At 57.8% G+C, this 22698-nt stretch carries 22 protein-coding genes, 1 tRNA gene, 2 pseudogenes and 1 riboswitch; of the genes and pseudogenes, 12 read left to right on the forward strand and 13 right to left on the reverse strand.

Annotated features, from left to right (window positions below; genetic code table 11):
* Positions 1–49 precede the first annotated feature (49 nt).
* Complete coding sequence (locus tag ACR0JN_RS05880) at positions 50–787, forward strand: competence protein CoiA (RefSeq protein ID WP_480884720.1); 738 nt, start codon at positions 50–52, stop codon at positions 785–787.
* A 66-nt stretch (positions 788–853) separates the two neighbouring features.
* Here the strand turns inward: ACR0JN_RS05880 and ACR0JN_RS05885 are convergent, their stop codons facing one another.
* The 4 genes and pseudogenes from ACR0JN_RS05885 to ACR0JN_RS05900 form a co-directional block, all read right to left on the reverse strand.
* Positions 854–1255: a hypothetical protein gene (locus tag ACR0JN_RS05885; protein WP_480884721.1), complete on the reverse strand. Its 402-nt coding sequence runs from the start codon at positions 1253–1255 to the stop codon at positions 854–856.
* A 100-nt stretch (positions 1256–1355) separates the two neighbouring features.
* Positions 1356–1967: a hypothetical protein gene (locus ACR0JN_RS05890; RefSeq protein WP_480884722.1), complete on the reverse strand. Its 612-nt coding sequence runs from the start codon at positions 1965–1967 to the stop codon at positions 1356–1358.
* A 548-nt stretch (positions 1968–2515) separates the two neighbouring features.
* Positions 2516–4243, reverse strand: a complete 1728-nt coding sequence (locus ACR0JN_RS05895; protein ID WP_480884723.1) for a recombinase family protein — start codon at positions 4241–4243, stop codon at positions 2516–2518.
* A gap of 48 nt (positions 4244–4291) precedes the next feature.
* A pseudogene (locus ACR0JN_RS05900) lies at positions 4292–4388 on the reverse strand (alkylhydroperoxidase); the annotation flags it as partial.
* Between the two features lie 167 nt (positions 4389–4555).
* Between ACR0JN_RS05900 and ACR0JN_RS05905 the strand changes: the two are divergent.
* Entirely contained in the window at positions 4556–5497 is a 942-nt protein-coding gene (locus tag ACR0JN_RS05905; RefSeq protein ID WP_480884724.1) for a YHYH protein, read from the forward strand.
* 100 nt (positions 5498–5597) lie between these two features.
* Positions 5598–7556 (forward strand): DNA topoisomerase IV subunit B, encoded by a 1959-nt coding sequence (parE, locus tag ACR0JN_RS05910; RefSeq protein ID WP_480884725.1) that lies wholly within the window; start codon positions 5598–5600, stop codon positions 7554–7556.
* Between the two features lie 9 nt (positions 7557–7565).
* Here the strand turns inward: parE and ACR0JN_RS05915 are convergent, their stop codons facing one another.
* The gene (locus ACR0JN_RS05915) at positions 7566–8369 is read right to left on the reverse strand and encodes a hypothetical protein (RefSeq protein WP_480884726.1); all 804 of its coding nucleotides are present in this window, start codon (positions 8367–8369) and stop codon (positions 7566–7568) included.
* Positions 8370–8686: 317 nt separating this feature from the next.
* Between ACR0JN_RS05915 and ACR0JN_RS05920 the strand changes: the two genes are divergently transcribed.
* Entirely contained in the window at positions 8687–8968 is a 282-nt protein-coding gene (locus tag ACR0JN_RS05920; protein ID WP_480884727.1) for a hypothetical protein, read from the forward strand.
* A gap of 12 nt (positions 8969–8980) precedes the next feature.
* Here ACR0JN_RS05920 and ACR0JN_RS05925 read toward each other — a convergent pair whose 3' ends face one another.
* On the reverse strand, positions 8981–9751 hold the full coding sequence (locus ACR0JN_RS05925) for an alpha/beta hydrolase (RefSeq protein WP_480884728.1): 771 nt from the start codon (positions 9749–9751) through the stop codon (positions 8981–8983).
* A gap of 105 nt (positions 9752–9856) precedes the next feature.
* Between ACR0JN_RS05925 and ACR0JN_RS05930 the strand changes: the two are divergent.
* A pseudogene (locus ACR0JN_RS05930) lies at positions 9857–10612 on the forward strand (hypothetical protein); the annotation flags it as partial.
* Positions 10613–10622: 10 nt separating this feature from the next.
* On the opposite strand, the gene ACR0JN_RS05935 reads toward ACR0JN_RS05930, so the two are convergent.
* Complete coding sequence (locus tag ACR0JN_RS05935; protein WP_480884729.1) at positions 10623–11297, reverse strand: TIGR04283 family arsenosugar biosynthesis glycosyltransferase; 675 nt, start codon at positions 11295–11297, stop codon at positions 10623–10625.
* Between the two features lie 73 nt (positions 11298–11370).
* Between ACR0JN_RS05935 and ygfZ the strand changes: the two genes are divergently transcribed.
* Positions 11371–12108, forward strand: a complete 738-nt coding sequence (ygfZ, locus tag ACR0JN_RS05940; RefSeq protein WP_480884730.1) for a CAF17-like 4Fe-4S cluster assembly/insertion protein YgfZ — start codon at positions 11371–11373, stop codon at positions 12106–12108.
* Between the two features lie 103 nt (positions 12109–12211).
* The gene (locus ACR0JN_RS05945) at positions 12212–13159 is read left to right on the forward strand and encodes an ABC transporter transmembrane domain-containing protein (RefSeq protein WP_480815177.1); all 948 of its coding nucleotides are present in this window, start codon (positions 12212–12214) and stop codon (positions 13157–13159) included.
* Positions 13160–13205: 46 nt separating this feature from the next.
* Here the strand turns inward: ACR0JN_RS05945 and efp are convergent, their stop codons facing one another.
* Positions 13206–13769: an elongation factor P gene (efp, locus tag ACR0JN_RS05950; protein ID WP_480815176.1), complete on the reverse strand. Its 564-nt coding sequence runs from the start codon at positions 13767–13769 to the stop codon at positions 13206–13208.
* A 218-nt stretch (positions 13770–13987) separates the two neighbouring features.
* Here efp and ACR0JN_RS05955 point away from each other — a divergent pair, with 218 nt between their 5' ends.
* Positions 13988–14308 (forward strand): DUF6280 family protein, encoded by a 321-nt coding sequence (locus ACR0JN_RS05955; RefSeq protein ID WP_037310273.1) that lies wholly within the window; start codon positions 13988–13990, stop codon positions 14306–14308.
* Positions 14309–14375: 67 nt separating this feature from the next.
* On the opposite strand, the gene ACR0JN_RS05960 is transcribed toward ACR0JN_RS05955, so the two are convergent.
* Positions 14376–14945, reverse strand: coding sequence for a cobalamin biosynthesis protein CobQ (locus ACR0JN_RS05960; RefSeq protein WP_480884732.1), 570 nt, complete (start codon positions 14943–14945; stop codon positions 14376–14378).
* A gap of 61 nt (positions 14946–15006) precedes the next feature.
* Between ACR0JN_RS05960 and ACR0JN_RS05965 the strand changes: the two genes are divergently transcribed.
* On the forward strand, positions 15007–16461 hold the full coding sequence (locus ACR0JN_RS05965; protein WP_480884733.1) for a cobyric acid synthase: 1455 nt from the start codon (positions 15007–15009) through the stop codon (positions 16459–16461).
* Between the two features lie 3 nt (positions 16462–16464).
* On the opposite strand, the gene ACR0JN_RS05970 is transcribed toward ACR0JN_RS05965, so the two are convergent.
* From ACR0JN_RS05970 to ACR0JN_RS05980, 3 genes are all read right to left on the reverse strand, one after another.
* Entirely contained in the window at positions 16465–17289 is an 825-nt protein-coding gene (locus tag ACR0JN_RS05970; RefSeq protein ID WP_480884734.1) for a hypothetical protein, read from the reverse strand.
* Between the two features lie 74 nt (positions 17290–17363).
* Positions 17364–18782, reverse strand: coding sequence for a TolC family outer membrane protein (locus ACR0JN_RS05975; RefSeq protein WP_480815172.1), 1419 nt, complete (start codon positions 18780–18782; stop codon positions 17364–17366).
* Positions 18783–18877: 95 nt separating this feature from the next.
* Positions 18878–19531 (reverse strand): protein-L-isoaspartate O-methyltransferase family protein, encoded by a 654-nt coding sequence (locus ACR0JN_RS05980; RefSeq protein WP_480884735.1) that lies wholly within the window; start codon positions 19529–19531, stop codon positions 18878–18880.
* Positions 19532–19759: 228 nt separating this feature from the next.
* Here ACR0JN_RS05980 and ACR0JN_RS05985 point away from each other — a divergent pair.
* A tRNA-Cys gene (locus ACR0JN_RS05985) sits at positions 19760–19833 on the forward strand.
* Between the two features lie 41 nt (positions 19834–19874).
* Here ACR0JN_RS05985 and ACR0JN_RS05990 read toward each other — a convergent pair.
* Positions 19875–21011 carry an NAD(P)-dependent oxidoreductase gene (locus tag ACR0JN_RS05990; protein WP_480885012.1) on the reverse strand — a complete coding sequence of 379 codons (1137 nt, stop codon included), beginning with the start codon at positions 21009–21011 and terminating at the stop codon, positions 19875–19877.
* A riboswitch (cobalamin riboswitch) is annotated at positions 20977–21179 on the forward strand. It overlaps the preceding gene by 35 nt.
* An 83-nt stretch (positions 21180–21262) precedes the next feature.
* Here ACR0JN_RS05990 and ACR0JN_RS05995 point away from each other — a divergent pair.
* A complete protein-coding gene (locus tag ACR0JN_RS05995) occupies positions 21263–21643 on the forward strand; it encodes a DUF1636 family protein (RefSeq protein WP_480884736.1) in 381 nt (126 codons plus the stop codon).
* Positions 21640–22695 (forward strand): cobalamin biosynthesis protein CobW, encoded by a 1056-nt coding sequence (gene cobW / locus ACR0JN_RS06000; protein WP_480815169.1) that lies wholly within the window; start codon positions 21640–21642, stop codon positions 22693–22695. The genes ACR0JN_RS05995 and cobW overlap by 4 nt, the downstream gene beginning before the upstream one ends.
* Positions 22696–22698 lie beyond the last annotated feature (3 nt).

Genomic DNA, 22698 nt, shown 5'->3' on the forward strand with positions numbered 1-22698 from the left:
TGCTTAGTGCTATCTTGGCGCGCCCATATCAAGCACCTATGTCTTTTCAATGCGTTTCGCGGTTTTTGAAGACAGTAGAATCGAGGCTGAGCCCGGTGCAGTCGGGTTTTGCCCGGGGTGCAACTCGTCGTTGGTTGCAAGGTGCGGCACTAAAAAGGTATGGCACTGGGCTCACAAAGGGCAGCGCCACTGCGACCAGTGGTGGGAATCTGAGACGGAGTGGCACCGATCTTGGAAGAATCGCTTCCCGACGGATTGGCAGGAAATTCCTGCCCGCGATGAACAAGGCGAACTCCATATTGCGGACGTGAAGACCCCGAGCAATTTTGTGGTGGAGTTTCAACACTCAAAAATTGACTTTGATGAAGCCCAGAAACGCACGGTGTTCCATGCACCCATGATCTGGGTGGTTGATGGTCTCCGGCGTAAGACCGACAAGACACAAATTGAGAATGCGCTGCGGTACAACCCGGGGCATCGATTTGAGGGTCACATCATATCGCGGTTGTCTGTCCACGATGTCCGTTTGATTGATGAGTGGTGTGACCTTCGAGTAATTGTCGCATTCGATTTCGGTGGTGCTAACGTATGGCTCATGAGCGGCCGCGACTATGCCTGCGGAATCGGGTTTTGGTATAATAAAGACGACCTCGTAAAGAACATCAGCACTGGTACGCCGATCCCTCATGTCTTTTTTGAGCGCACGAACCGCGCCGGGAAGGTCTTGAAGCGCACGCATACTATCCCGAATTCAATTCCGAAGGCTGATGTCGTTTGGGGAGTTTAGGGCGCAAGGCACCAAATTTGCCCTGCGCATTTTTTGTCCAGTCCAGCTAAACCAGACTGGCCCATCCTACTCAGGATACTGGCGCTGTGCAGTTGCTAGCCCAAGTTTCTTGCCGCCAGATTTCTTGGTACGGGCTACAGCGGACCATTCGTAGATATGTGCTCCGTTCGGTGGGCAAGGGCTTTTGTACTTGAACGCTCCCGATGACACAGTGCCATCCGCTGACATCTTCACAACGCCACCGCCGTGATTGTAAGAACGTACATCCAAGTCTTTCATCGTGAACCGGACATACTGTGTCCCCTCAGGCAATCCTTTGACCACAAAGCTTGGGTTGCCAACACGGTTGGGATTTCCTGACGTGCAGGGTTTCAGGCCATCCCATGTAAATGAGATTGTGAAGTCTTCGGCCACTGCCCCCGTGGCAAACAGAGACAGAAGTCCGGCAAAGACTATGCGATTGATCATTTTGATATTCCTTGGTTGTGATGCGAGTTCACCATCTTGGTGATTGGATGAAGGCCAACGACGAAACCGCACAGCAATTGCCTGCTGTGCGTCGCAAAGGTCATTCGGCGATTTCTGCGATCTGCCTGAGGTCGAAAGTGAATTGCCTATCAGTCAGTTTGGGCTTCGCTCCGAACAGGACAGAGCCGATGGTATCCAGGCATTGGTTTTCATACATATTGCCCGGCTCGAATGACCCTGAAAATGTGACCGACTTGCCGTCTTCGATGTTCAGCACCGTGTTCCGCAATGCCTCCGGCACTTCGGTACGGATTTCGTTGCCGTGGCCGATGTCGATCTCAACATACATTTTCGAGCTTGAGTCTGTCAGGTCAGCACCATCGAAAACTCCGACCCATCCAGTCTTCATGCCGAACGGGTCAAAGGTTTGACCAGAGCAAAGCTGTTCGTTGGCCGCAATATATGCTGCTGTCGTGGCTGCATCGTTGCTGGCGCTGTCAGCGGTTGCGATGGCCGAGCCGACTATATCGAGAAACACTCTCTGGTCAGTGGGTGCGCTTGTCTCAACCAACTCGTTGAACTGGTCGCCACGAGGGTCGGTGAAGAAAATCACGTACATAATATAGCAGACAACGCCGAAGCCGATGAGACGGAACACGTCCCAGATGCTGCCTTCGTCGTTGTTGTCGCCTGTGTCTTGTGTGTCTGTCATGTCTTAATGCCTGTTGTCATGGATTGATGTGAGGCGGGGTGCCCGCACCGCCCCCGATACGGCCAACACCGATGAAGGCCGACAGGGGATTTGAATGTTCAGGTGGTTTGAATTGGAAGCGGCGGGAACAGCGCCCTGTGCTTTGCTCTGCATCGATATTGTGAAGGTCTTTTCCGCATGCCCCGATCTGCGAGCGCCCTCGCGGTTGACTGGTGATCGGGGTGTTGGAAATCCGCAAGTACACGGACCCTGTGCCTTTAGCCGGAGCCTGTTGTATAACACAGGCACCCCGACCATAGGTCAAAGGTGTTCAGCCGAAATTTCGGCCTAGTACTTGAGGGGTTTCCACGCCCCAACATGGCCGCGTCTGCCATGTCAGGAGCAGTCCTAGCAGTTAATGGGGCGGAGCTAAAGGTCTGTTAAATGGCGAATAAGAGCGGAGCGCACTCTGTAACGATTAACCAATTTGGGATGCTTAATAACAATGCATTCTTTAGGGATGCTTCTTTGGACGGAAAACTCTTCACCGAAGCGTAATCGGGGCGAATTCACTTTTTCTCAAAACCCGCCATTCTTTCTGAGCGAATGACAATTGCCCCATCCACGCCCGGTCGGACATATCTGCTAACACCGTTTCGGAAAGTGACGACAAAGTACCTTTCACACTTATCATGCATCACTCTGCCCGTCTGCTTGTTCAGATATTCTGCGATCTTCTCACTAGTATCCATACCCATCTTTTCGACTATCCGTCTAAAACGGTCGGAAATGTTTTCCACTTCCCACGGAAACACTCGGAATCCGTTGAAGCATTCGATCTTTTCCACTGAGCGCTTTATGATACTTGAAAGGTGAAATCTCACCTCTCGGAGTTCAGCTTTATCGGACAAACATTCATACTTTTCTATGAAGTCATTTTGAGTGGATGCGACATTCTCTGCTGTCAGGTTTGCAATCGTATTGTCGATTTCCGTCAGTTCTGCTTTCGATGATTGCAGCTCAATTTGGGCGCTTTGTTCTCGTTTGGACAAGGCTGCAATCATCGTCTCGCTTAGATCTATTCGGACCATTCTGTTAACGATTGTGTCAATCGATTTCTCGATTTCTGCAATCTTCTCCTGGACCACAGTTCGTTGCTTGTAGAGTATTGCGGTCTGTTTGCCTGCATCCTCGCCAGCAAACACTTCAACGAAGTTCACCTCTTTGACGAACCGATAGAACGCTTCTTCAAACTCTGGGTACTGCCAGCCAGGACAATTGCAGCCTTTGTTCTGGTAGCTGCCTTGACAGCGCAGCATGTCTACGCCTTTTCCACTGGAACCGCGAGCACGGTAGACCATCGCCGAACCACATTTCCCACATCGAATTATCCGGCTGAACAGGTTAGTCTTTGTTTCACCTTTTCGCCCAGCACCCTTGATTCGTCTTCCAGCCATCGCTGATTGAGCAAGTTGGAATTTTCCTTCGCTGATGATTTTTGGGTAATAGTCCGTGATCACATCACCGACTTCTGACCGTTTGCCACTGACACTGCTGAATGGCTGCAGTTCGCCCAGCACATGACGAGAAGTCAGAATCTTTCCAACATATGCTGTGTTCCAGCCCTTTCCTCCTGAAAATGTGGGGAATTTCTCAAGGTTGGAGTTCATGTGTTTCGTGACAGAGTATGCCCCCATACCGTTGATACAAAGGTCGAAAATTGTCGTGATTGTCTCAGCCGCACCCTTTTTGACGTGAAATCTACCATCGACAACTTCAAGCCACGCAGGCGCTCTAGTCGTCATTAACTCGCCAGCACTCCGCTTTCGCTTCCAAGCTGCTATTTGGCGGACGCTTTTAGTCTTTGACTCATCATGTGCCCGCAGCATTGAGCCGAGAGACAAGAATAGCTTACTTACATCGTTCTTTACCGACTCAGGGGAATAGACCTGACGATCGACCAGCGTAACGATAGAGATACCTTTGCTAATAATTTGGGAAAACTGAGTGAACGCGCTCATCGGGTCTTGTCGGCTCAAGCGGTCAAGGCTTTCGACAATCAGCAAGCTGCCAGACACAATAACACCTTGGTCAATAGCGGACAGAAATCTGCTCAGCGCACCTTCTTTAGCATTCTTGCCTTGGAATGCAGAAACGCCCACATCTTGCAGAGTTTCAACGAGTTCGTATCCATGCTGTTCCGCATACTGTGCAGACGCTTCCATCTGCCGTTGGATGCCGCCACCTCGGGTTTGTTTTTCAGAACTGATTCTGAGGTATGAATATGCCTTCGCCATGGCTTACCCTTTGCCGCGCCGTGAGAGTGTGGTCAATCAGATATGACATCTTGTCCACATTGTTGTCGGGGCCAGTCACCCGCTCGTACAGCTTTTTTAGCTTTCCGGTGGCTTGGTCGAAGGGAATGGTTTTGATCCAGCTCATGATCGCCCTTTTGCTCGTTGCGTTTCTGGCCTTAAGCTGTTGCAGAGCAAGTCATTGTGCAAGCTATGAAATTACACAACCGCCCATTCTGCCGTTGAGTAGCCCTTGATAAGTACATCGGCTCGTCTACGCTGCCCGTACCCCCAAAAAGCGATTGGTTAACAGCTATGACATTCGCAAGACTGATAAAACTGTCCGGCCTGACAACGCTCCTGCCACTCTCTGCCTTTGCGCAAGAGGTTGCCGGAACCGACATCACAAACAAAATACTCACCAACAGGTCCGGAGACTGCGCGGACTATGTGGGCGCATACTCTGCCACAGTTGAAGACATCCAAAAATCAACGACCTATCAGGCGCAGGTCAAAATCGTGGCTGACGAGGAAACTTGCACCCTTGCGTCCAACGGCACCCCCAACCATGATTTCAACGGGGCAACCGCGCGTTTCGCCAATGATTTCAGACCTCTGATTTCCGAGTTCCAAATACCGCGAAACCCAAAGAATGCGGCACAGCCAACCCCTTTGGGACAACGGGCATACAACGCGGTCCTGTTCAACGGCGTGCCGGTCGATTTGCTGTCTGCCGGGTGCTACCGCCCGGACGGGCCGCGCGCGGACAAGAACGGCAATGTGTTGGCCGGTTGCACGGTCCGGGACCCGTGGCTGATCGACCCGCCCTCATACGACAAGTATTTCGGTGTGGATTTGCACAACGCCCATACCCAGCCCGATGGCCGGTATCACTATCACTCGAACCCGAACGCGCTGTTTGTTGACCGCGAAGTCACCGAGCCGTCACCCGTAATCGGCTTCGCATCGGACGGGTTTCCGATCTTCGGAACCATCTTCAAAGACGCCGATGGCACGATCCGGGCCGCAACCTCGGGGTACGAGTTGAAAACGCAAGAGCGCCCCTCCCCGCCGGGCGGTCCAGGCGGCATGCCCGACGGCACGTACATCGAAGACTACACGTTTACTGGCAAAGGAGACTTGGATGAATGCAACGGCATGACCGTTGACGGCCAATACGGCTACTACGTCACCACGACCTATCCCTGGATCATGAATTGTTACGTCGGCACTCCCGATCCGTCTTTCAGAAAGTGATCGTTTCCGGTCAAAGAGGGGCACAACACCTCGCGCCCCTCTTCCCCCGGACCACATCACCTGCCATAATGGGGAAAACTTGAAAACAAGAGCAGCACCCATGCCCGACGATCTTTTGACGCCCGAGAACACGACCGCCTATGACGCCTCCTCGATCGAGGTGCTCGAAGGTCTGGAACCGGTCCGCAAACGCCCCGGCATGTATATCGGCGGCACGGATGAGCGCGCTTTGCACCATATGGTCGCCGAAATCCTCGACAACTCGATGGACGAGGCGGTCGCAGGCCACGCCAACCGGATCGAGGTCGAGCTGCACGAAGACTACGCCCTGACCGTGCGCGACAACGGGCGCGGCATTCCCATCGACCCGCACCCCAAATTCCCCGACAAATCCGCGCTCGAGGTCATCCTGTGTACCCTGCACGCGGGCGGCAAATTCTCGGGCAAAGCCTACCAGACCTCGGGCGGTCTGCACGGCGTGGGCGCGTCCGTGGTCAACGCGCTTTCTGATTCCATGGTCGTACAGGTGGCGCGCGACAAAAAACTGTTCGAACAACGCTTCTCGCGCGGCATCCCGCTGGGTCCTGTCGAAAAGATCGGCGCGGCCCCCAACCGGCGCGGCACCACAGTGACCTTCCACGCCGATGCCGAAATCTTCGGCCACCACAAGTTCAAACCGGCGCGGCTGTTCAAATCCATCCGCTCAAAGGCCTACCTGTTCTCGGGCGTCGAGATTCGCTGGAAATCCCATATCGACGACGGCGAAACCCCGACCGAGGCCACCTTCCACTTCCCCGGCGGCCTCAGCGATTACCTCAAGGAAACGATGAACGGCTCGTCCACCTATGCCGAACAACCCTTTGCCGGAACCGTGGATTTCAACGAAAAATTCGGCACCCCCGGCAAGGTCGAATGGGCGATCAACTGGACCCCCTCACGCGACGGGTTCATCCAGTCCTACTGTAACACCGTCCCCACGCCCGAAGGCGGCACCCATGTGGCAGGTTTCTGGGCCGCCGTCCTCAAGGGCATCAAGGCGTACGGAGAGCTGATCAACAACAAGAAAGCCGGTCAAATCACCCGAGACGACCTGATCACCGGCGGCTGCGCGCTGGTGTCGTGCTTTATCTCCGAACCCGAATTCGTCGGCCAGACCAAAGACCGCCTCGCCACGGTCGAGGCGCAACGGCTGGTCGAAAACTCGGTCCGCGACCATTTCGACAACTGGCTCGCCGCCGACACAAAATCCGCCGGCGCGATCTTGGATTTCCTCATCCTAAGGGCCGAGGAACGCCTGCGCCGACGGGCCGAGAAAGAAACACAACGCAAGTCCGCCACTAAGAAACTTCGTCTCCCCGGCAAGCTGGTGGACTGTTCCAGTTCAACACGGGACGGAACCGAATTATTCATCGTCGAGGGCGACTCGGCGGGCGGCTCCGCCAAAATGGGCCGCGATCGCAAGACGCAGGCCCTGCTGCCCCTGCGCGGCAAAATCCTGAACGTGCTGGGCGCGGCCAGTTCGAAACTGGGCACCAATGCCGAGATCAACGACCTGACGCAGGCCTTGGGTGTGGGCCTTGGCACCAAGTTCAACGTCGACGACCTGCGCTATGACAAGATCATCATCATGACCGACGCCGATGTCGACGGCGCGCATATCGCCTCGCTGCTGATGACGTTCTTCTTCACCCAGATGCGCCCGATGATTGACGCAGGCCACCTGTATCTCGCGTGCCCACCCCTCTATCGCCTGACCCAAGGCGCCAAACGCGTCTATTGTCTGGACGAGGCCGAGCGCGACGAATGGCTGGAAAAAGGTCTGGGCGGCAAAGGCAAGATCGACGTGTCCCGCTTCAAAGGTCTGGGCGAGATGGACGCCAAAGACCTGAAAGAGACCACAATGGACCCGGCATCCCGCAAACTGATCCGCGTCACGATTGACGAGGACGAACCCGGCGAAACCGGAGACCTCGTCGAGCGCCTGATGGGCAAGAAACCTGAGCTACGGTTCCAGTACATTCAGGAGAATGCGCGGTTTGTGGAGGAGTTGGATGTTTAGGAGAGTGGTTTAGCTGTCTTTGATGATCCACCTGGTCAACTGTAGGAGATGATCAGGCAGCACAGCACCTAAATAAAGGTCGTTTTCATCAAAAATGGTGATTACTGGCTTTCGCTCTTTGCAGACTTTGTCGATTAGAAGCTTTATCGAAGTGTCTTTGGTTACCTTGTACTTATAGTTCGGGAAGCACACATCAAGAAACAATTTATGACAAGTTTTACGGTTCAAAATATTCACAAACTGTTCAATCCGCCCCATAATACTTTGATTTTCATGATGCCTTTGGCGCTCTCCGTCTTCGACAAAGAAGTGACTCATCGGAATAATCCAAACCTGTTTTTCATCCTTTACAACTTCCAAAAAACTGAGATTTGGTAGAAATTGAAAATAGGCCAGCAAAGCGGATGGATCATATCCCCCATCTTGATCTACGTTAAACCTTAGAATTTGGATCGCCTCAGCTTCCGCTTTTTCTAAACCCTTCAAATAATCAACTGATAGTTTTCGCAACGTCCTATTCTGAGAGACATTCAGCAACCGAGAAGCCCCAAATTCTTCAATTCTCGCCCAGAAGTCTCCTATTGGAGAGCTAAGGGCGAGCTCAAATTCAATGCCAAGCGCCTTAGCCTTAGAAATGACGCCGCCGAAAAGAAGGAAGAACAATAAAGGTAACATTCCGATAGCCACCCAGTGTGCCTCCAATTCCATTTCCGCTGGATAATTTTCACGCAGAGCCCCTAGTGCGAGAATAAGAAGCACGGAAGTAACGCAACCAAAAAAGAACACTAATTTCTTTCTTCTATCGAATTCCATGCTTCATTTACTCCTTAGGCGTTTCAATCCACTCTTCTTCTGGAAAAATATTTCAGTATAAACTATATTAAATCATTGGACGAGTGACTGTACTATTCAACTGGAATTTTCTGCATCATGTTTGTTCAACAACAACATCCTACTAAATAATTGAATATGTCAGATAGATACTCTGGGACGTCCGTGAAATCACTCCCCCTTGCCTAACCCGTTGATCCCGTTCACACTTACCCTCAATCCGTCATCCAAGAACGACATCTGAGGTTCCGGGCGTCCAAGACCCAAATCGAACGACAATTTCCGAACGGGAGGACGACATGAAAACACTAACCCTCGGGCTGGCGCTGACGCTGCTGGCCTCGGCAGCCGCCGCGCAGCAGACGCTGAGCCTCGCCTCACCCATTCCGGACGGCGCGGAAAAGCGGTTTTGCTATTACGAAGGTCTGGCCTATTCCGAGGACGCCTTTGTCTTGCTGACGGGCGACAACACCGTCACCAGTACGGTCAGCACGGTGCAGGAACGCCTGTTGCGCTGTCATCGCGAAAGTGACGATACGCTCAAATGGAAACCGCAAAGCACGTTTTCGACCAACAACTGACGTCGGGCCGGTTTAGCCCAGCTTTTCGTCCAGCCAACCGGCGATCTGCCCGGCGGGGCCTTCCCAGCCGGGCTCCATGAACAGGAAATGCGCGTGGTTTTTGACCGACAGAAAGGTCGCGCGGTCCCCGTAGAGCTTCGCCAGCGCGCGGCAGGTGTTGGGGTTCACGGCCCGGTCCTCGGTGCCTGAGACGATCAGCACCGGGCAGTCTACCTTGTCGATATCCACCTTCATCGCGTGGTGATCGTCGAACATCCAAAAGAACATCTCAAACATCGCCCGCCCGCTTTCCGGGCCGAGTTGGTCGAACACTTCGTGCTGCTGCGCCTCGGGCATTTTGTTCAACGCAAAGGGGGCCATCAGATCGAAATCGACGCGCATGGACTGTTTCCAGAAGGCCCCGCCCTCCATCAACGCACGCGGCACGGCGCGTTCGTCGTCGGTTTCGGGCAAGGTGCCCCAGGGCGCATTCGGGTTGATCAGGACGATGGCGCTGGCCAACCCGCGAGACGCCACCTGCTGGGCGACGACGCCCGCGATGGCATGGCCCAGCAGCACCGGTTTGCTGTCCAGCCCCTGCACGAAATCGGCGATGTCATCGGCGTAGTCCTTGACGCTGGTGTCGGTCAGGCCCGGATCGGGCTCGGCCCTTAGATCTCCGCCATGATAGCGCAGCGCGGGGGTGTGCACCGTCCAGCCGCGGTCGCGAAAGAACCCGGCATAGTCCCGCATGCACCACGGCCCTGCAAAGGCCCCGTGGATCAGAACGATTTCTTTGGTCATGGGTCATTCTCCCTCTGCGCAGGCCCAGTATCTCTATCCTGCAGCGGGTTACAACTGAACGTGATCACTGTTGCGTCACGGATCGGACTTCTTACACTTGAGGCCATGAGTTTTGTGACGGACAATCAACTGCCTCTGCTGATTCTGTTCTTTCTGATCGGATCGGTGGGCACCGGTTTTCTGTTCCGCAAACCTGCGGGACACCGGGCGTGGAAGGTGGCCGATCTGGTCTGGGTCGTGCTGGGCGGTATCGGCGCGCTGGTGGCGGTTCTGGCGGGGCTGTATTCGGCGGACAGTTCGCGGCTGGACCGGCAGATTGACGTGGCCTACGCCGCCACACTGGCCTTTGACCGCGACGCGGCGCGATTCCGGTTGCGGTTCTGCGACCCGGCCTATGACCCCGATACCGCCGTCTTGTGTGAAAAGGTCGAGTTCCTGTCGGCCTCAACCGCCAGCAACGCCGATCTGCCCCTGTTCATTGCGGTCACGAATGAGGTCGCGCCACTGCAGGGTCTGCACTTCCTGTTCGGGCGTCAGGCGAAAGATGACATGGAGGAAATCCGGGGCATGGCCGCCAAGGCCGACGCGTTCGACATCGATCAGTTTCTGGTCTTTACCTCGCTGGACGAGCCAACACAGGCCGCCATCGACAACATGCGCCGCAAGGTACCTGCGATTGCGGGCGACTATCTGATCCTGGCGCAGGCATATGACGATCTGATCGACCAGGTCAGCAAGCTGAAGGATGAATGGGAATACCTGCAGGCCAACGCCCATATTCTGGTGCTGCAGATCATCGCCCTGTGTCTGGTCAGCTTCGCCGCGCCGTTCCGATTGGGCAAATCGCTGGTCGAGCTGCGCGGCGCACGGCTTAACGCCGGTAAGCCTGCGCCAGCGCCTTTGGGTCGGCCCCAAGAAAGTAGCGCAGCAGAGTCCACAGATTCCGCGCCCCGCGCCGAAACCAGCCCGCCCTCTCGTACCGTTCCGAACTCGTAACCGCGTGGGATGGCAACAGGGTGATGCGGGGCAGTTTGCGGGCCAGCCCGACATCCTCCATCAACGGCTGGTCGGGGTATCCGCCTGTGGCCAGATAGGTGTGGCGGGGCAACAGCAGGCCCTGATCCCCGTAGGGCAACCCGAAGATGCGGCTGCGCAGGTTAGCCCACCCGGCCACCCAAGCCGGGGCGAAGCCCTTGGCGCGGAAGGCCAGCCTAAAGGCAGCGGGTTTGCCGGTTTGCAGGTGGTCCGCGACCACTTTCGTCCAACCCTCCTGCAACACAGTGTCGGCGTGCACAATCAGCAGCCAATCGCCTTTGGCCTGCGCGCAGCCCCGGCGCAGTTGGCCGCCTCGGGACGCTGGGCCTGTGACGAATTCGGCCCCTGCTTCCTCGGCCATCTCGGGGGTATGGTCCGCTGATCCGCCATCGCTGATCACAAGCTCGCGGATCAGACCTGCGTGCAACCCCTCCATCAGAGCCTGCAGGCAATCGGGCAAGGCGGCTTGCGCGTTCAGGGTCGGGATCACGATGCTGATGGGCGCGGGCACGTCGGATAACCTCTGGTCTTGGCGGCGAGACTTCCTATATCACGGTGCCCAAGCAATTGACGAGGACCAAGCCATGCCCACCCGCCGCATTCTGCGCCTGACCGGCTCGGACGCCGAGAGTTTTTTGCAGGACCTGATCACCAATGACATTCGCGGGCTGGACAACGGGCTGGTCTATGCCGCTCTGCTGACGCCGCAGGGCAAGTATCTGGCCGATTTCTTTCTGAAACGGGACGCAGAGGCGATCTTGCTGGACGTGGCCGAGGACCTGGCGGATGGGTTGTTCAAGCGCCTCAGCATGTACAAGCTGCGCGCGGATGTGGCGATCGAGGCGACCGACCTGAACCTGCAGCAGGGAACCGGGCCTGCGCCCGATGGGGCCCTGCCCGACCCGCGCCATGTCGATCTGGGCTGGCGTGCGTATGCCCCTGAGCCCGAAGGAGATGATGGCACCGATTGGGAGGCAATCCGCGTGCGCCACTGCATCCCCGAAAGCGGGATCGAACTGACCCCCGACAGCTACATTCTGGAATCCGGGTTCGAGGTTCTGAACGGCGTTGATTTCAAGAAAGGCTGCTATGTCGGGCAGGAAGTCACCGCCCGCATGAAGCACAAGACCGAACTACGCAAAGGCCTGCGCCGGGTGAACATCGACGGCAGCGCCCCGATTGGAACGGCGATCCTGTCTGGTGGGAAACCTGCGGGCACGTTGTTCACGCAGTCCGGGGATCAGGCGATTGCCTACCTGCGCCTCGACCGCGCCGGGGACGAGATGCAGGCCGACGACGCCAGGATCACTCTGACCGACTAGGCACCGTTTGTTGCGCGCGCGGCACACCGGATATTCAGCGACCATTTGAACCGCGCCAGCGGTCCTGTCACAGTGCAGGCAAACGATCAACACAGGTGCCTGCATGTTCCAGTTATACGCCGCCATCTGGCGCGCCAGCGCCGGGCGTCAGATCATCCTGATCCTACTGTCGCTGGCCGTGGCGGGGTTGGCTGCCGCACCGCTGGAGTTTCAGCGCAATATCATCAACCAGCTGACATCAGACGATATTGACACAAACCGCCTGTTTTTGCTGGGCGCGGGCATGTTGGCCGTGGTTCTGCTGAGCCTCGCGCTCAAGTGGCTGTTGGGCTACCGCGCGGGCACGTTGGGCGAGGATCTGATCCGGATGATCCGGCTCCGGCTTCTGGCGCGCTCGGCCGATATGGGTCAGACAGGTGAAACCGTCCGCAAGGGCACCATGACCACCGCAATCTCGGCCGAGGCAGAGGAGCTGGGCAAATTCGCGGGTGGTGCGTTTTCCGATCCGGTGGTTCAGATCGGCACCCTGATCACCGTCATCGGCTTCATCACCTCAACACAACCGGGGCTGGGCCTGATCGCCCTGTCGATGATCGCGCCGCAGATCGTCATCGTTCTGGTCTCGCAGCGCAAGGTGAACGTCTTTGTCGCCGAGCGGGTCCACATCCTGCGCAGTGCCACAGACACGCTCACGACCGAAGATATTGAAAACACGGTTGCGGATGTCGAGGCCAAATTCGATGACATCTTTGAGACACGGCGTCGGATGTTTGTCTGGAAGCTGTCCACCAAATTCCTGCTCAGCGCGATTAACGGGGCCGGAATGGTTGGCGTTCTGATGCTGGGCGGCTGGCTGGTTTTGCAGGGCCGGACCGATGTGGGCACCGTTGTGGCGGCCACCAGCGGGCTTGCGCGGATACAAGGGCCAACAGCCTTTCTGATCGCCTTCTACCGGCAAGTCAGCGCCAACCGGATCAAGTTCGACCTGATGCGCGGCCTGTTTGGCCCCGATCCCGCGCGATACCGCAAATACACCAGACATAAAAAATGACCGCGCAGCCCTGCTGACACGGTCATTTTCCGGAAATCGCCAAGCGTTATGCGCGTTCGGAATACTCCATGGTCTCGGTGTTCACCACGATCATCTCATCCTGACCGATGAACGGCGGCACCATCACCTTGACGCCGTTGTCCAAAACCGCCGGTTTGAACGAGTTCGCAGCGGTCTGACCTTTGACCACCGGCTCGGTCTCGACGATCTTGCAGGTGACTTTCTGAGGAAGCGTCGCGTTCAAAGCCTCGGATTCGTAGAACTCGACGACAATGGTCATGCCGTCCTGCAGAAACGGGCGGCGTTCACCCAGCAGATCGGCGGGCAGTTCGATCTGCTCATAGGTCTCGGTATCCATGAACACCAGCATACCGTCAGATTCGTAGAGGAACTGCTGATCTTTCTGTTCCAGACGCACACGTTCGACCTTGTCCGCTGACCGGAAACGTTCGTTCAGCTTGGACCCGTTGCGCAGGTTGCGTAGTTCGACCTGCGCAAAAGCACCGCCTTTACCGGGCTTTACGTGATCGACTTTGACAGCGGCCCACAGCCCGTCATTATGCTCAAGCACATTGCCGGGGCGAATTTCGTTCCCATTTATCTTGGGCATGACATAAATCCTTCACAAACGGTTGATGCGTCAGTTGCCGTCCCTATATCTGGCGGGACCACACCTGACAAGACAACGAGACCTAGTGCTGCACTTGCAGCAAGCCATGCAAATGACGCAACGTAGATATGCATTTTAGGTGTATCCGAATCGCACCTAATAGGTCATAAGGACCGTCACGCCGAAAATGCAAGAGCAAGAACAACAAGGAAGACGAGATGAGAGATTTCGTTGACGGCACTGCCTTTAACAACGAGCAAGGCAATCGTGCACGCAAGCTATTCGCGGCCGTTGTGCTGGCTGCTCTGGATGACGCCATCGCCGATGACAAGAAATACGGCAATGGCCCCGAACAAATCGCCCGCTGGGCCCGCTCGCGCGATGGGCGCGAGGTGCTGTCCTGCGCCGGAATCGACCCGAACGAACGGGTTGTCAGCGGACTGATGGAGTTCGTTGGCCGTGGCGTGCGCACCTCGGTCGCGCTGTCGCGTGAAGAAAGCGAGCGCCGTAACGCCGCTCAGCAGGCAGAAGCCGCCTGATCCAAGGCGCATTCTGATGAAAAAGCGCGCTCCCATAACCGGAGCGCGTTTTTCTTTTACCCTAACCTCAGAAGTATAGCAGCCACTGCCGGGCCACCCAGATTTCGGCAGCCAGCATGAGCGTAAAGAGCAGCTTGGCCCAGACGGGTGCCCCCCGCCGCCACAAGACAACGTAGGCCGTCAAACAGGCCGCCGCCGAAACCGGCGCGACCCACAGGGCATGATGGGCGCTGTCCCAATAGCTGACCGGGCTGTGAAAGACCCATGAACTGAGCGGCCAGAATTGCGGCCTGCCATCGCCTGCGTGCAGGAAGAAATCCAACGCCAGATGCAGCAACCCTGCGCCTGCGGCGACCGTCAGAAACCTCCATCCGCGCCAGAGGCCGAGCGCAAGGGCCAGCCCCCAAAGGATGAACGAGTTGTCGATGGCAAAGACCGTTTGCCATGCGGTTGAGAAGTAAAGCTGGTCGAAAACCACCTGCGGCGGAATGCCCAGAACGTAAAGCGACGTCCCGGCCATCAGATACAGCGACAGATCGGGCAATAGCGAACCCAGCAGCGCGGCCCACAGGGTTGCCCCCCTTGCAGGGCGCGCAAAAGCGGCGGCACCAATCAAAAGATGCGCGGGCGTGTTCATCCGGGGCTTTCCCTTTTCGGCCAAATCAGGTCATCTGCGCCTCAACGTATAGGAGACAGCCATGGTTCGCGCCATCATGATTCAAGGCACCGGCAGCAATGTCGGGAAATCGGTTCTGGTGGCCGGGCTGGCGCGGGCCTATACGCGGCGGGGGTTCAGGGTCGCTCCGTTCAAGCCACAAAACATGTCCAACAATGCCGCTGTGACCGAAAACGGGGGTGAGATCGGGCGGGCGCAGGCGCTGCAGGCGCGCGCGGCCAAGCGTCCGACGCATACGGATATGAACCCCATCCTGCTGAAGCCTGAAACCGATACCGGCGCGCAAATCATCGTGCAGGGCCAGCGCGCGGGTACGATGAAGGCGGGCGACTACCGAAAGGACAAATCCAAGCTGCTGGGCGCGGCGCTGGAAAGCTTTGATCGCTTGTGCAGCGATGCCGATCTTGTGCTGATCGAAGGCGCGGGCAGTCCGGCCGAGACTAACCTGCGCAAGGGCGACATCGCCAATATGGGCTTTGCCTGTGCCGCCGACATTCCCGTGGTTCTGGTCGGTGACATTCATCGCGGCGGCGTGATCGCGCAGATCGTGGGCACGCAGGCCGTGCTGGAGGCCGATGATCTGGCGATGATCCGGGGCTTTGCGGTCAACCGCTTCAAGGGCGACGTATCCCTGTTCGATGATGGGCGCGATGATATCGCTACCCGCACTGGCTGGCCCTGCCTAGGGGTCGTGCCGTGGTTCCATGACGCCTGGAAGCTGCCCGCCGAAGATATGATGGATATCCGATCCCATACCGGCGGTGCCTGCAAGGTAGTTGTCCCTCAGCTTGAGCGTATGGCCAATTTCGATGACCTGGACCCGCTCTCTGCCGAGCCCGGCCTCAGCGTTGAAATCATCCCCGCAGGCCGCCCCCTGCCCGGCGATGCGGACCTTGTGTTGCTGCCCGGCAGCAAGTCCACCATTGGCGATCTGGCCTATTTCCGTGCGCAGGGGTGGGATATTGACCTCTACGCCCATGTGCGCCGGGGCGGGCACGTTCTGGGCCTGTGCGGCGGGTATCAGATGCTGGGCAAAACGATCTCGGATCCGGACGGGGTCGACGGTCGCCCCGACAAAGTCGAAGGCTTGGGCCTGCTGGACGTGAACACGGTCATGGCGGGCAAAAAGCAGGTCACGCTGACCGAGGCCCGCGCCATACCCGGCGGAGAACCGGTCAGCGGCTATGAAATCCACATGGGCCGGACCGAAGGCCCCGACTGCACCCGCGCGTGGCTTGAGGTCGAGGGCCGCCCCGAAGGCGCTGCCAGCCCAAACGGTCGCATTTTTGGCAGTTACCTGCACGGTATCTTTTCGTCAGACGCCTTCCGCGCCAGCTATCTGTCAAAGCAGGGGGTCACGTCGGAAAACGCTTATGAGGACGGGGTCGAACAAACGCTGGACGCTCTGGCCGATCATCTGGAACGGTACATGGATCTGGACCTGCTGCTGGAACTGGCGCAGACGCCCCGGCGCTAGGCCTTATTCCAAGTCCTGCGCGGCCAAGGCGCGATGGATCTCGCGTCGCACCATTTTGCGGACGTTTCGGGTGATGCGCTCACCCAGCACGCCCTGCAATTCCTGCCGGACGACATCCGCGATCAATTCGCGCAGGGCATCTTCATCAATGGGTAAGGCCTGAGCGTTAGCTTCTTCCTGCGCGTCGATTTCCGGCTCAGGCGTTTCCCGCTCGACCTGTTCCGGTTCAGGCGCTGAGACTGTCGAGCTTCGGACGAAGGTCGCCGCAGCCTCAGGCTCTTTTACAAAGACGAAAGACTCTGGTTCATCCTGTGTTTCCGACTTCTCAGCGGCAAAGCCTTTTTCCGCATTCCACGGCAAGGACTGAACAGGCGTACCGGAATAGGCGTCATCGCTGTCGCCATCGGGTTCCCACTGATCCTCGGTTCGGGCAATCGCAGCCTCGAGCGCTTCGATCTTGGCGCTCAGGCTGACTGTCGGATTGTCTTGCGAGGCCGCTGGTTCACTTTCCGCCACAGGGTTTGCAGCAACCGCTGGTGCCTTATCATCCCGATTGGCCGGAGTGCCCGCACGAACAATATCGCAGGTCCGCAACAGCATCGGCTTCGCCGATTTCTCGGCGCTGTATTCCGGTTCAAGCTTCAGCGGTGCCGCATCCCCTTTCGGAGATTTGCCAATGCGCAGGGCATCCGTCAAAACCAGCCGCCCCGGCTTGCGCGCGGCAGCTTTCGGGTCCGACCCCGGTTCTTTCCGGGCTTCTTCGCTGACAAGACGTTTTACCGAAGACAGCACATCTTCGATACCGGCTTTTACGACATTATCCGTCATTGTTCTCTACCGCTCTATCCTCGGGATCGAGTGTAGCCAAACAATGCAGACCTCACAACAGGTAGTATCGCCCCTTAGTCCCGCCGCAACGCTTTGAGGACTCGATCCAGATCCTTGCTCTGCTTGCTGACGCGTGCCGGCGCTTTCTTGACCAGATTGTAATACAGTGTCGGATCATAGATTTGCACCGCAAGGCCCAACCGTTCCGCAGTCAGCAGCCCCTGCGCCTGCAGCAACTGATAGGCTGCCAGTGACCGTTCAGTGCGCGAGGCGACTTCGGCCAATTGCGCATCCAGCAAATCCTGCTGGGCGTTCAGAACGTCAAGCGTGGTCCGGGCACCCAAGGTGGCCTCCTCGCGAATCCCGTCAAACGCGACCTGTGACGCGCGTACCCGTTCGGTCGAGGCTGTCAGGCTGGCGGTTGCAGAATCAAAGCGGGCGAAGGCATCGGCGACCCCTTGCGTGATGTCCTTTTGCACATTTAACAGGTTGGCGCGGGATGCATCACGGGTCGCCATGGCCCGGCGCACCTCGGCGGCCAGACGGCCACCGGCATAAATCGATTGATTGAGCGTCAGCGCAACGCCTGCGGTGTTCTGGTAATCGTCATCGTCAAAGTTTTCCCGCACACCGGCATTCGCCCCAAAGCTCACGTTCGGGCCAAGATTGGCGCGTTGCTGCTGTACAATCAGGTCCAAGGCCCGCACCTGGTGCTGGGCCGACAGGATGGCCGGATGGTTTCGCTGCGCCAGGCTTACTGCCTCGGACTGCGAGCGCGGCAGATTGGGCAAGCCCGGCTGACCGGCCGTCCGGCCCGGGGACTTGCCGACCGCGTTCACATATTCGGCCTGCGCGGTGCTGAGATCGCCCCGCGCATCCGCCAGATCCGCACGCGAACTGGCCAATTGCGCCTCGGACAGGGCAACGTCCGTTCGCGTCACTTCACCCACTTCGAACCGGTCGTTCGAGGCGCGCAGTTCCTCGCTGGATACGTCCACGTTGTTCAGGCGAATCTGAACCGTTTCTTCCTGCAGAAGAACGCTCAGATACGCGGTTGCCGCGCGGAACAGAATCTGCTGTTCGATATCGATCAGCGTTTGCCGGGTCGACAGAACAGTCTCTTGCGCAGACTGCTTGCCCAACACAGACGCGCCGCCGTCATAGATCAGCTGGGTCAGAGTCAGCCCGGTGAAGAACCGGGCCGGGTTGGTCGTCGTTACCGTCGTTCCGGTGCGTGTTCTTGTGTATTCCTGGCTGATATCAACCGTCCAGTTGATGATCGGACGCAGGGCCGAAAGAGCAATTGCCACATCTTCATCCGCTGCACGCAACAGGGCCCGGTTCTGTTCCAGCAGGCCGCTGGTGTTATACGCGCCGATGAACGCATCTGTAATATTGTCCGCCCATGCTGCACGTCCGGGAACCACGCTGATGGCAATGCCAGCGGTCAAAGCCAACGCCCTGACCAGCTTACCTGTCGCCGTACCACGCATAACCAAATCCTCTCAAATCGAAATAACGCTGCCTCTCCGGCAGTTTGCGTCTTTGTTTTCAACTAATCAAGGCAGCAAAAATATCTGTCAAATAACTATAGCGAAAATGCACACTTTGCGGAAAAGCTTTCTAAAACCGGTGCGCTGGCGTTAAAGGCATCCCGCCAACTGACCCGTTCACCGGATTTGCGGCCGATCCGGACGGTTCCCAGATTGCCTTCGATGAACAGGCAAGCAATGCGGCCATGATCCTTGAGCTGACCCAGCAGATCGTCCGGTATCTCCTCGACCCCGCCCTGGATCATGATCACGTCATACGGCCCATGTTCAGCCGCACCCTGCGCCAGAGGTCCCACATGGACAATCGCATTGTCGGCATTCGCGTCACTGAGCAGGCTTTGCGCCTCGGACGCAAGGGTTTCGTCTTCCTCGACACCCACAACCAACTCGGCCATTCGCGCCGCAACAGCGGTGGAATAGCCAAGCGCCAAACCAATATCCAACACCGCTTCATCACCAGAGATATTCAGCAGATCCAGCATCTTAGCCAGCGTCCGCGGCTCAAGCATGCAGCGCCCGTTTCCCAGGTCGATCAAGCCATCGGCATAAGACGCCTCACGCTGTGACGCGGGCACAAAGCTTTCGCGCGGCACGTTCAGCATAGCGTCGATGATCGGAAATTTTGTGACGTCCGAGGGCCGAACCTGCGTGTCAACCATCGTGCGGCGCCGGGTGGCGAAATCTGTCATGTGATCTCTCGTCTTGAACCCTTGATTATCTGGCTTGTGCCACATCCCTTGAGCACCGGCAACGGCCCAGATGCCGCAACCGAGGTTTTGTGACAGGTTTGGTACCGGGGCGAGGGCGTTCAATTTGCGAGGCGAGCGCCGATTTTACATTCTTCCCACTGGACGCCCCCAGCGAAAGCTGCTAAAACGCCCTCCACACCACGGCAAGTATTTGATTTTACTTGAAAAGGCGAGTTGGCGGAGTGGTGACGCAGCGGATTGCAAATCCGTGTACACCGGTTCGATTCCGGTACTCGCCTCCATCTCTCTGAAACACCTCGGTTTTGCGGTTTGGCTGCCAGCGTTATTCTGCGGCGCGCCCTTGCGGGATGACTTCATATCCTGGCTCTTCAGGCTCATCATCCTCCATTTCAGCCGGAAAACCGGGCGCGCGGATGTCCAGGCCGGTGGCCTCTTCCAGCCGTCGGATGATGTTCGGCGACAGTTCGCGGTCGCCGTAGCGCGCGATCCCGTCTTCGAAAATCTTGATCATCAGCGGGTTGATCTCAAGCGGCACTCCGGCGCGGTCGGCCACGTCCTGAAACAGGCCAATATCCTTTTTCACCAGATCCATGGTGAACGAGATATCGCGCGAGCCGTTCAGGATGACTTGACTTTCCGTCTCATGCACAAAGGATGTCCCCGACGAAATCTTGATCGCCTCATAAGTGGTCCCGAGGTCCATCCCGGCGGCCTTGGCGGTCACCAAAGCCTCGGCGCAGGTGATCAGGTTGGCGGTGGCCAGATAGTTGGTCAGCACTTTCAGCACCGAGGCCGAACCCAGATCGCCCGTATGCAGGATGCGCCGCCCCATGGTGGTCAGGAAGGGCAGAATACGCTCGAACGTCTCGCGATCACAGCCCGCGAAGATCGAGATATTGCCGGTCGCAGCCCGGTGGCAGCCGCCCGAGACCGGGCAATCCACCGCAGCCCCGCCCCGCTCGATCACCATCGCGCCAAGGCGTTTGACTTCGGCTTCGTCGGTGGTCGACATCTCCATCCAGATTTTGCCGGGGGTGACCTCGGGCAGCATCTCTTGCATCACCGCATCCGAGGCAGCGGGGGATGGCAGGCAGGTGATCACCGCATCGCAATCGCGCATCAGCTGGGCCGGGCTTTCAGCGGCCTTGGCCCCTTGCGCAACAAACGCAGCCACCAGATTGGGGTTCAGATCATGCACCGCCAGATCGATCCCGTTGCGCAGCAGCGATCCCGAGAGCTTGCCCCCCACATTGCCCAGCCCGATAAACCCTACTTTCATGCGCCGCACCCTCCTGTTCGCGTCTTGCGAGCCATGCCAGCACGTTGGCCCAACCGGATCATGCCGCCCAGCGACCCGGACAGGTCGCTTTTTAGCCGCGCAATCACGGATCAGCGTGTTGCGCTTGACAAGCGGGGCAACCCTGCCGCATGTCCCTTTCGTTGGTGTCTGCGACAGCAGATGAAAAGGGAATGCGTCAGCGGGTTTTCCGTCAAACGCAGCCGCCCCCGCGACCGTGACCGGAGAGGGTGCCCAAGCCACTGGCGAATGCCGGGAAGGCGGGACATCCGACAGAGGACGCCTCTGACATCCGCAAGCCGGGAGACCTGCCAGCACCCGAGAATGAAACCGGACGGGGTGTTCCGGTGTCGGGTCAATGGACCCGCATGAAACCCCGTCCCCCACGAAGAGGATTTGGGGGGATGAGAGACATGACCGAGACCGCTCCGGTCGAATTGCTGGTTTGCACCACTTGCCGTCGCGGGCTGCCCGTCGAAGATGATGCGCAACGCCCCGGCACATTGCTGCACAAGGCGCTGGAACAGGCAGACCTGCCCAAAGGGATCACTCTGAAAGCCGTGGAATGCCTGTCGAACTGTGACGAGGGCTGTTCCATCGTGCTGCGTGGCGGCCCGGATCGCTGGACATTCGTCTATGAGCATCTGAACGAGGTCGACCACGTTGACGTGATCGTTGACGGCGCCACCAAGTACCTAGCGACCGAGGATGGCCTGGTCAAATGGCGCGAGCGCCCTGAACATTTCCGCAAAAACTGTGCGGCCCGCATTCCCCCGATTGGAGCCCTGAAATGAGCAATCTTGAGAAACTCCCCGTCACCGTGATCACCGGCTTTCTGGGCTCGGGCAAGACCACGCTGGTCCGTCATCTGATGCAGAACCCGCAGGGCAAGCGTCTGGCTGTTGTGGTCAACGAATTCGGCGATGTCGGCGTCGATGGCGATATCCTGAAATCTTGCGCCATTCCTGACTGCCCTGCCGAAAACATCATGGAGCTGGCCAATGGCTGCATCTGCTGTACTGTGGCCGACGATTTCATCCCCACCATCGAGGCCCTGATGGCATTGGAGCCACGCCCCGATCACATCCTAATTGAAACCTCTGGTCTGGCCCTGCCCAAACCGCTGCTGAAGGCATTCGATTGGCCCGATATCCGGTCCAAGATCACAGTTGATGGCGTGATCGCTCTGGCCGATGCCGAGGCCGTCGCTGCCGGTCGTTTCGCGCCCAATGTCGAGGCCGTGGACGCCCAGCGTCTGGCGGACGATTCCATTGACCACGAAACACCGCTGTCCGAGGTATTCGAAGATCAGATTTCCTGCGCCGATATCATCCTGCTGACCAAGCCCGATCTGGCCGGTCCCGAAGGTGTCGCGAAAGCGCGAGAGATCATCGCCGCCGAAGCCCCGCGCCCTTTGCCCGTCGTTGAGGTGGCCGAAGGTGCCGTAGACGTGCGCGTCGTGCTGGGCCTTGAGGCCGCCGCCGAAGATGACATGGACGCTCGTCCCTCCCATCACGACGGCCATCACGATCACGAGCATGACGATTTCGAAAGCATCATCGTCGAGCTGCCGGAACAGGCCGACCCGCTGGATCTGGTTGCCAAGATCGAACGTCTGGCCAAGGAACTCAACATCCTGCGCGTCAAAGGCTATGCCGCCGTTCAGGGCAAACCCATGCGCCTGCTGGTGCAGGCCGTAGGTGCGCGTGTGCGTCATCAGTATGACCGTCCGTGGGAGCCCGGCGAAGACCGCCGCTCGCGCCTTGTGGTCATTGCTGAGCATGACGACATCAAAGAGGCCGAAATCCGCGATATCCTTGTGGGCGTGACCGAGACCGCCGAGTAAGCC

It is taken from the genome of Ruegeria sp. G12, assembly GCF_056533565.1.

Coding starts and splice junctions, on each gene's coding strand:
- ACR0JN_RS05890 (WP_480884722.1), bottom strand. CDS start 1,967: ATGACAGACACACAAGACACAGGCGACAACAACGACGAAGGCAGCATC.
- ACR0JN_RS05915 (WP_480884726.1), bottom strand. CDS start 8,369: ATGGAATTCGATAGAAGAAAGAAATTAGTGTTCTTTTTTGGTTGCGTT.
- ACR0JN_RS05975 (WP_480815172.1), bottom strand. CDS start 18,782: ATGCGTGGTACGGCGACAGGTAAGCTGGTCAGGGCGTTGGCTTTGACC.
- ACR0JN_RS05920 (WP_480884727.1), top strand. CDS start 8,687: ATGAAAACACTAACCCTCGGGCTGGCGCTGACGCTGCTGGCCTCGGCA.
- cobW (WP_480815169.1), top strand. CDS start 21,640: ATGAGCAATCTTGAGAAACTCCCCGTCACCGTGATCACCGGCTTTCTG.
- ACR0JN_RS05960 (WP_480884732.1), bottom strand. CDS start 14,945: ATGAACACGCCCGCGCATCTTTTGATTGGTGCCGCCGCTTTTGCGCGC.
- ACR0JN_RS05880 (WP_480884720.1), top strand. CDS start 50: ATGCGTTTCGCGGTTTTTGAAGACAGTAGAATCGAGGCTGAGCCCGGT.
- ACR0JN_RS05980 (WP_480884735.1), bottom strand. CDS start 19,531: ATGACAGATTTCGCCACCCGGCGCCGCACGATGGTTGACACGCAGGTT.
- parE (WP_480884725.1), top strand. CDS start 5,598: ATGCCCGACGATCTTTTGACGCCCGAGAACACGACCGCCTATGACGCC.
- efp (WP_480815176.1), bottom strand. CDS start 13,769: ATGCCCAAGATAAATGGGAACGAAATTCGCCCCGGCAATGTGCTTGAG.
- ygfZ (WP_480884730.1), top strand. CDS start 11,371: ATGCCCACCCGCCGCATTCTGCGCCTGACCGGCTCGGACGCCGAGAGT.
- ACR0JN_RS05965 (WP_480884733.1), top strand. CDS start 15,007: ATGGTTCGCGCCATCATGATTCAAGGCACCGGCAGCAATGTCGGGAAA.
- ACR0JN_RS05945 (WP_480815177.1), top strand. CDS start 12,212: ATGTTCCAGTTATACGCCGCCATCTGGCGCGCCAGCGCCGGGCGTCAG.
- ACR0JN_RS05995 (WP_480884736.1), top strand. CDS start 21,263: ATGACCGAGACCGCTCCGGTCGAATTGCTGGTTTGCACCACTTGCCGT.
- ACR0JN_RS05885 (WP_480884721.1), bottom strand. CDS start 1,255: ATGATCAATCGCATAGTCTTTGCCGGACTTCTGTCTCTGTTTGCCACG.
- ACR0JN_RS05970 (WP_480884734.1), bottom strand. CDS start 17,289: ATGACGGATAATGTCGTAAAAGCCGGTATCGAAGATGTGCTGTCTTCG.
- ACR0JN_RS05905 (WP_480884724.1), top strand. CDS start 4,556: ATGACATTCGCAAGACTGATAAAACTGTCCGGCCTGACAACGCTCCTG.
- ACR0JN_RS05925 (WP_480884728.1), bottom strand. CDS start 9,751: ATGACCAAAGAAATCGTTCTGATCCACGGGGCCTTTGCAGGGCCGTGG.
- ACR0JN_RS05895 (WP_480884723.1), bottom strand. CDS start 4,243: ATGGCGAAGGCATATTCATACCTCAGAATCAGTTCTGAAAAACAAACC.
- ACR0JN_RS05955 (WP_037310273.1), top strand. CDS start 13,988: ATGAGAGATTTCGTTGACGGCACTGCCTTTAACAACGAGCAAGGCAAT.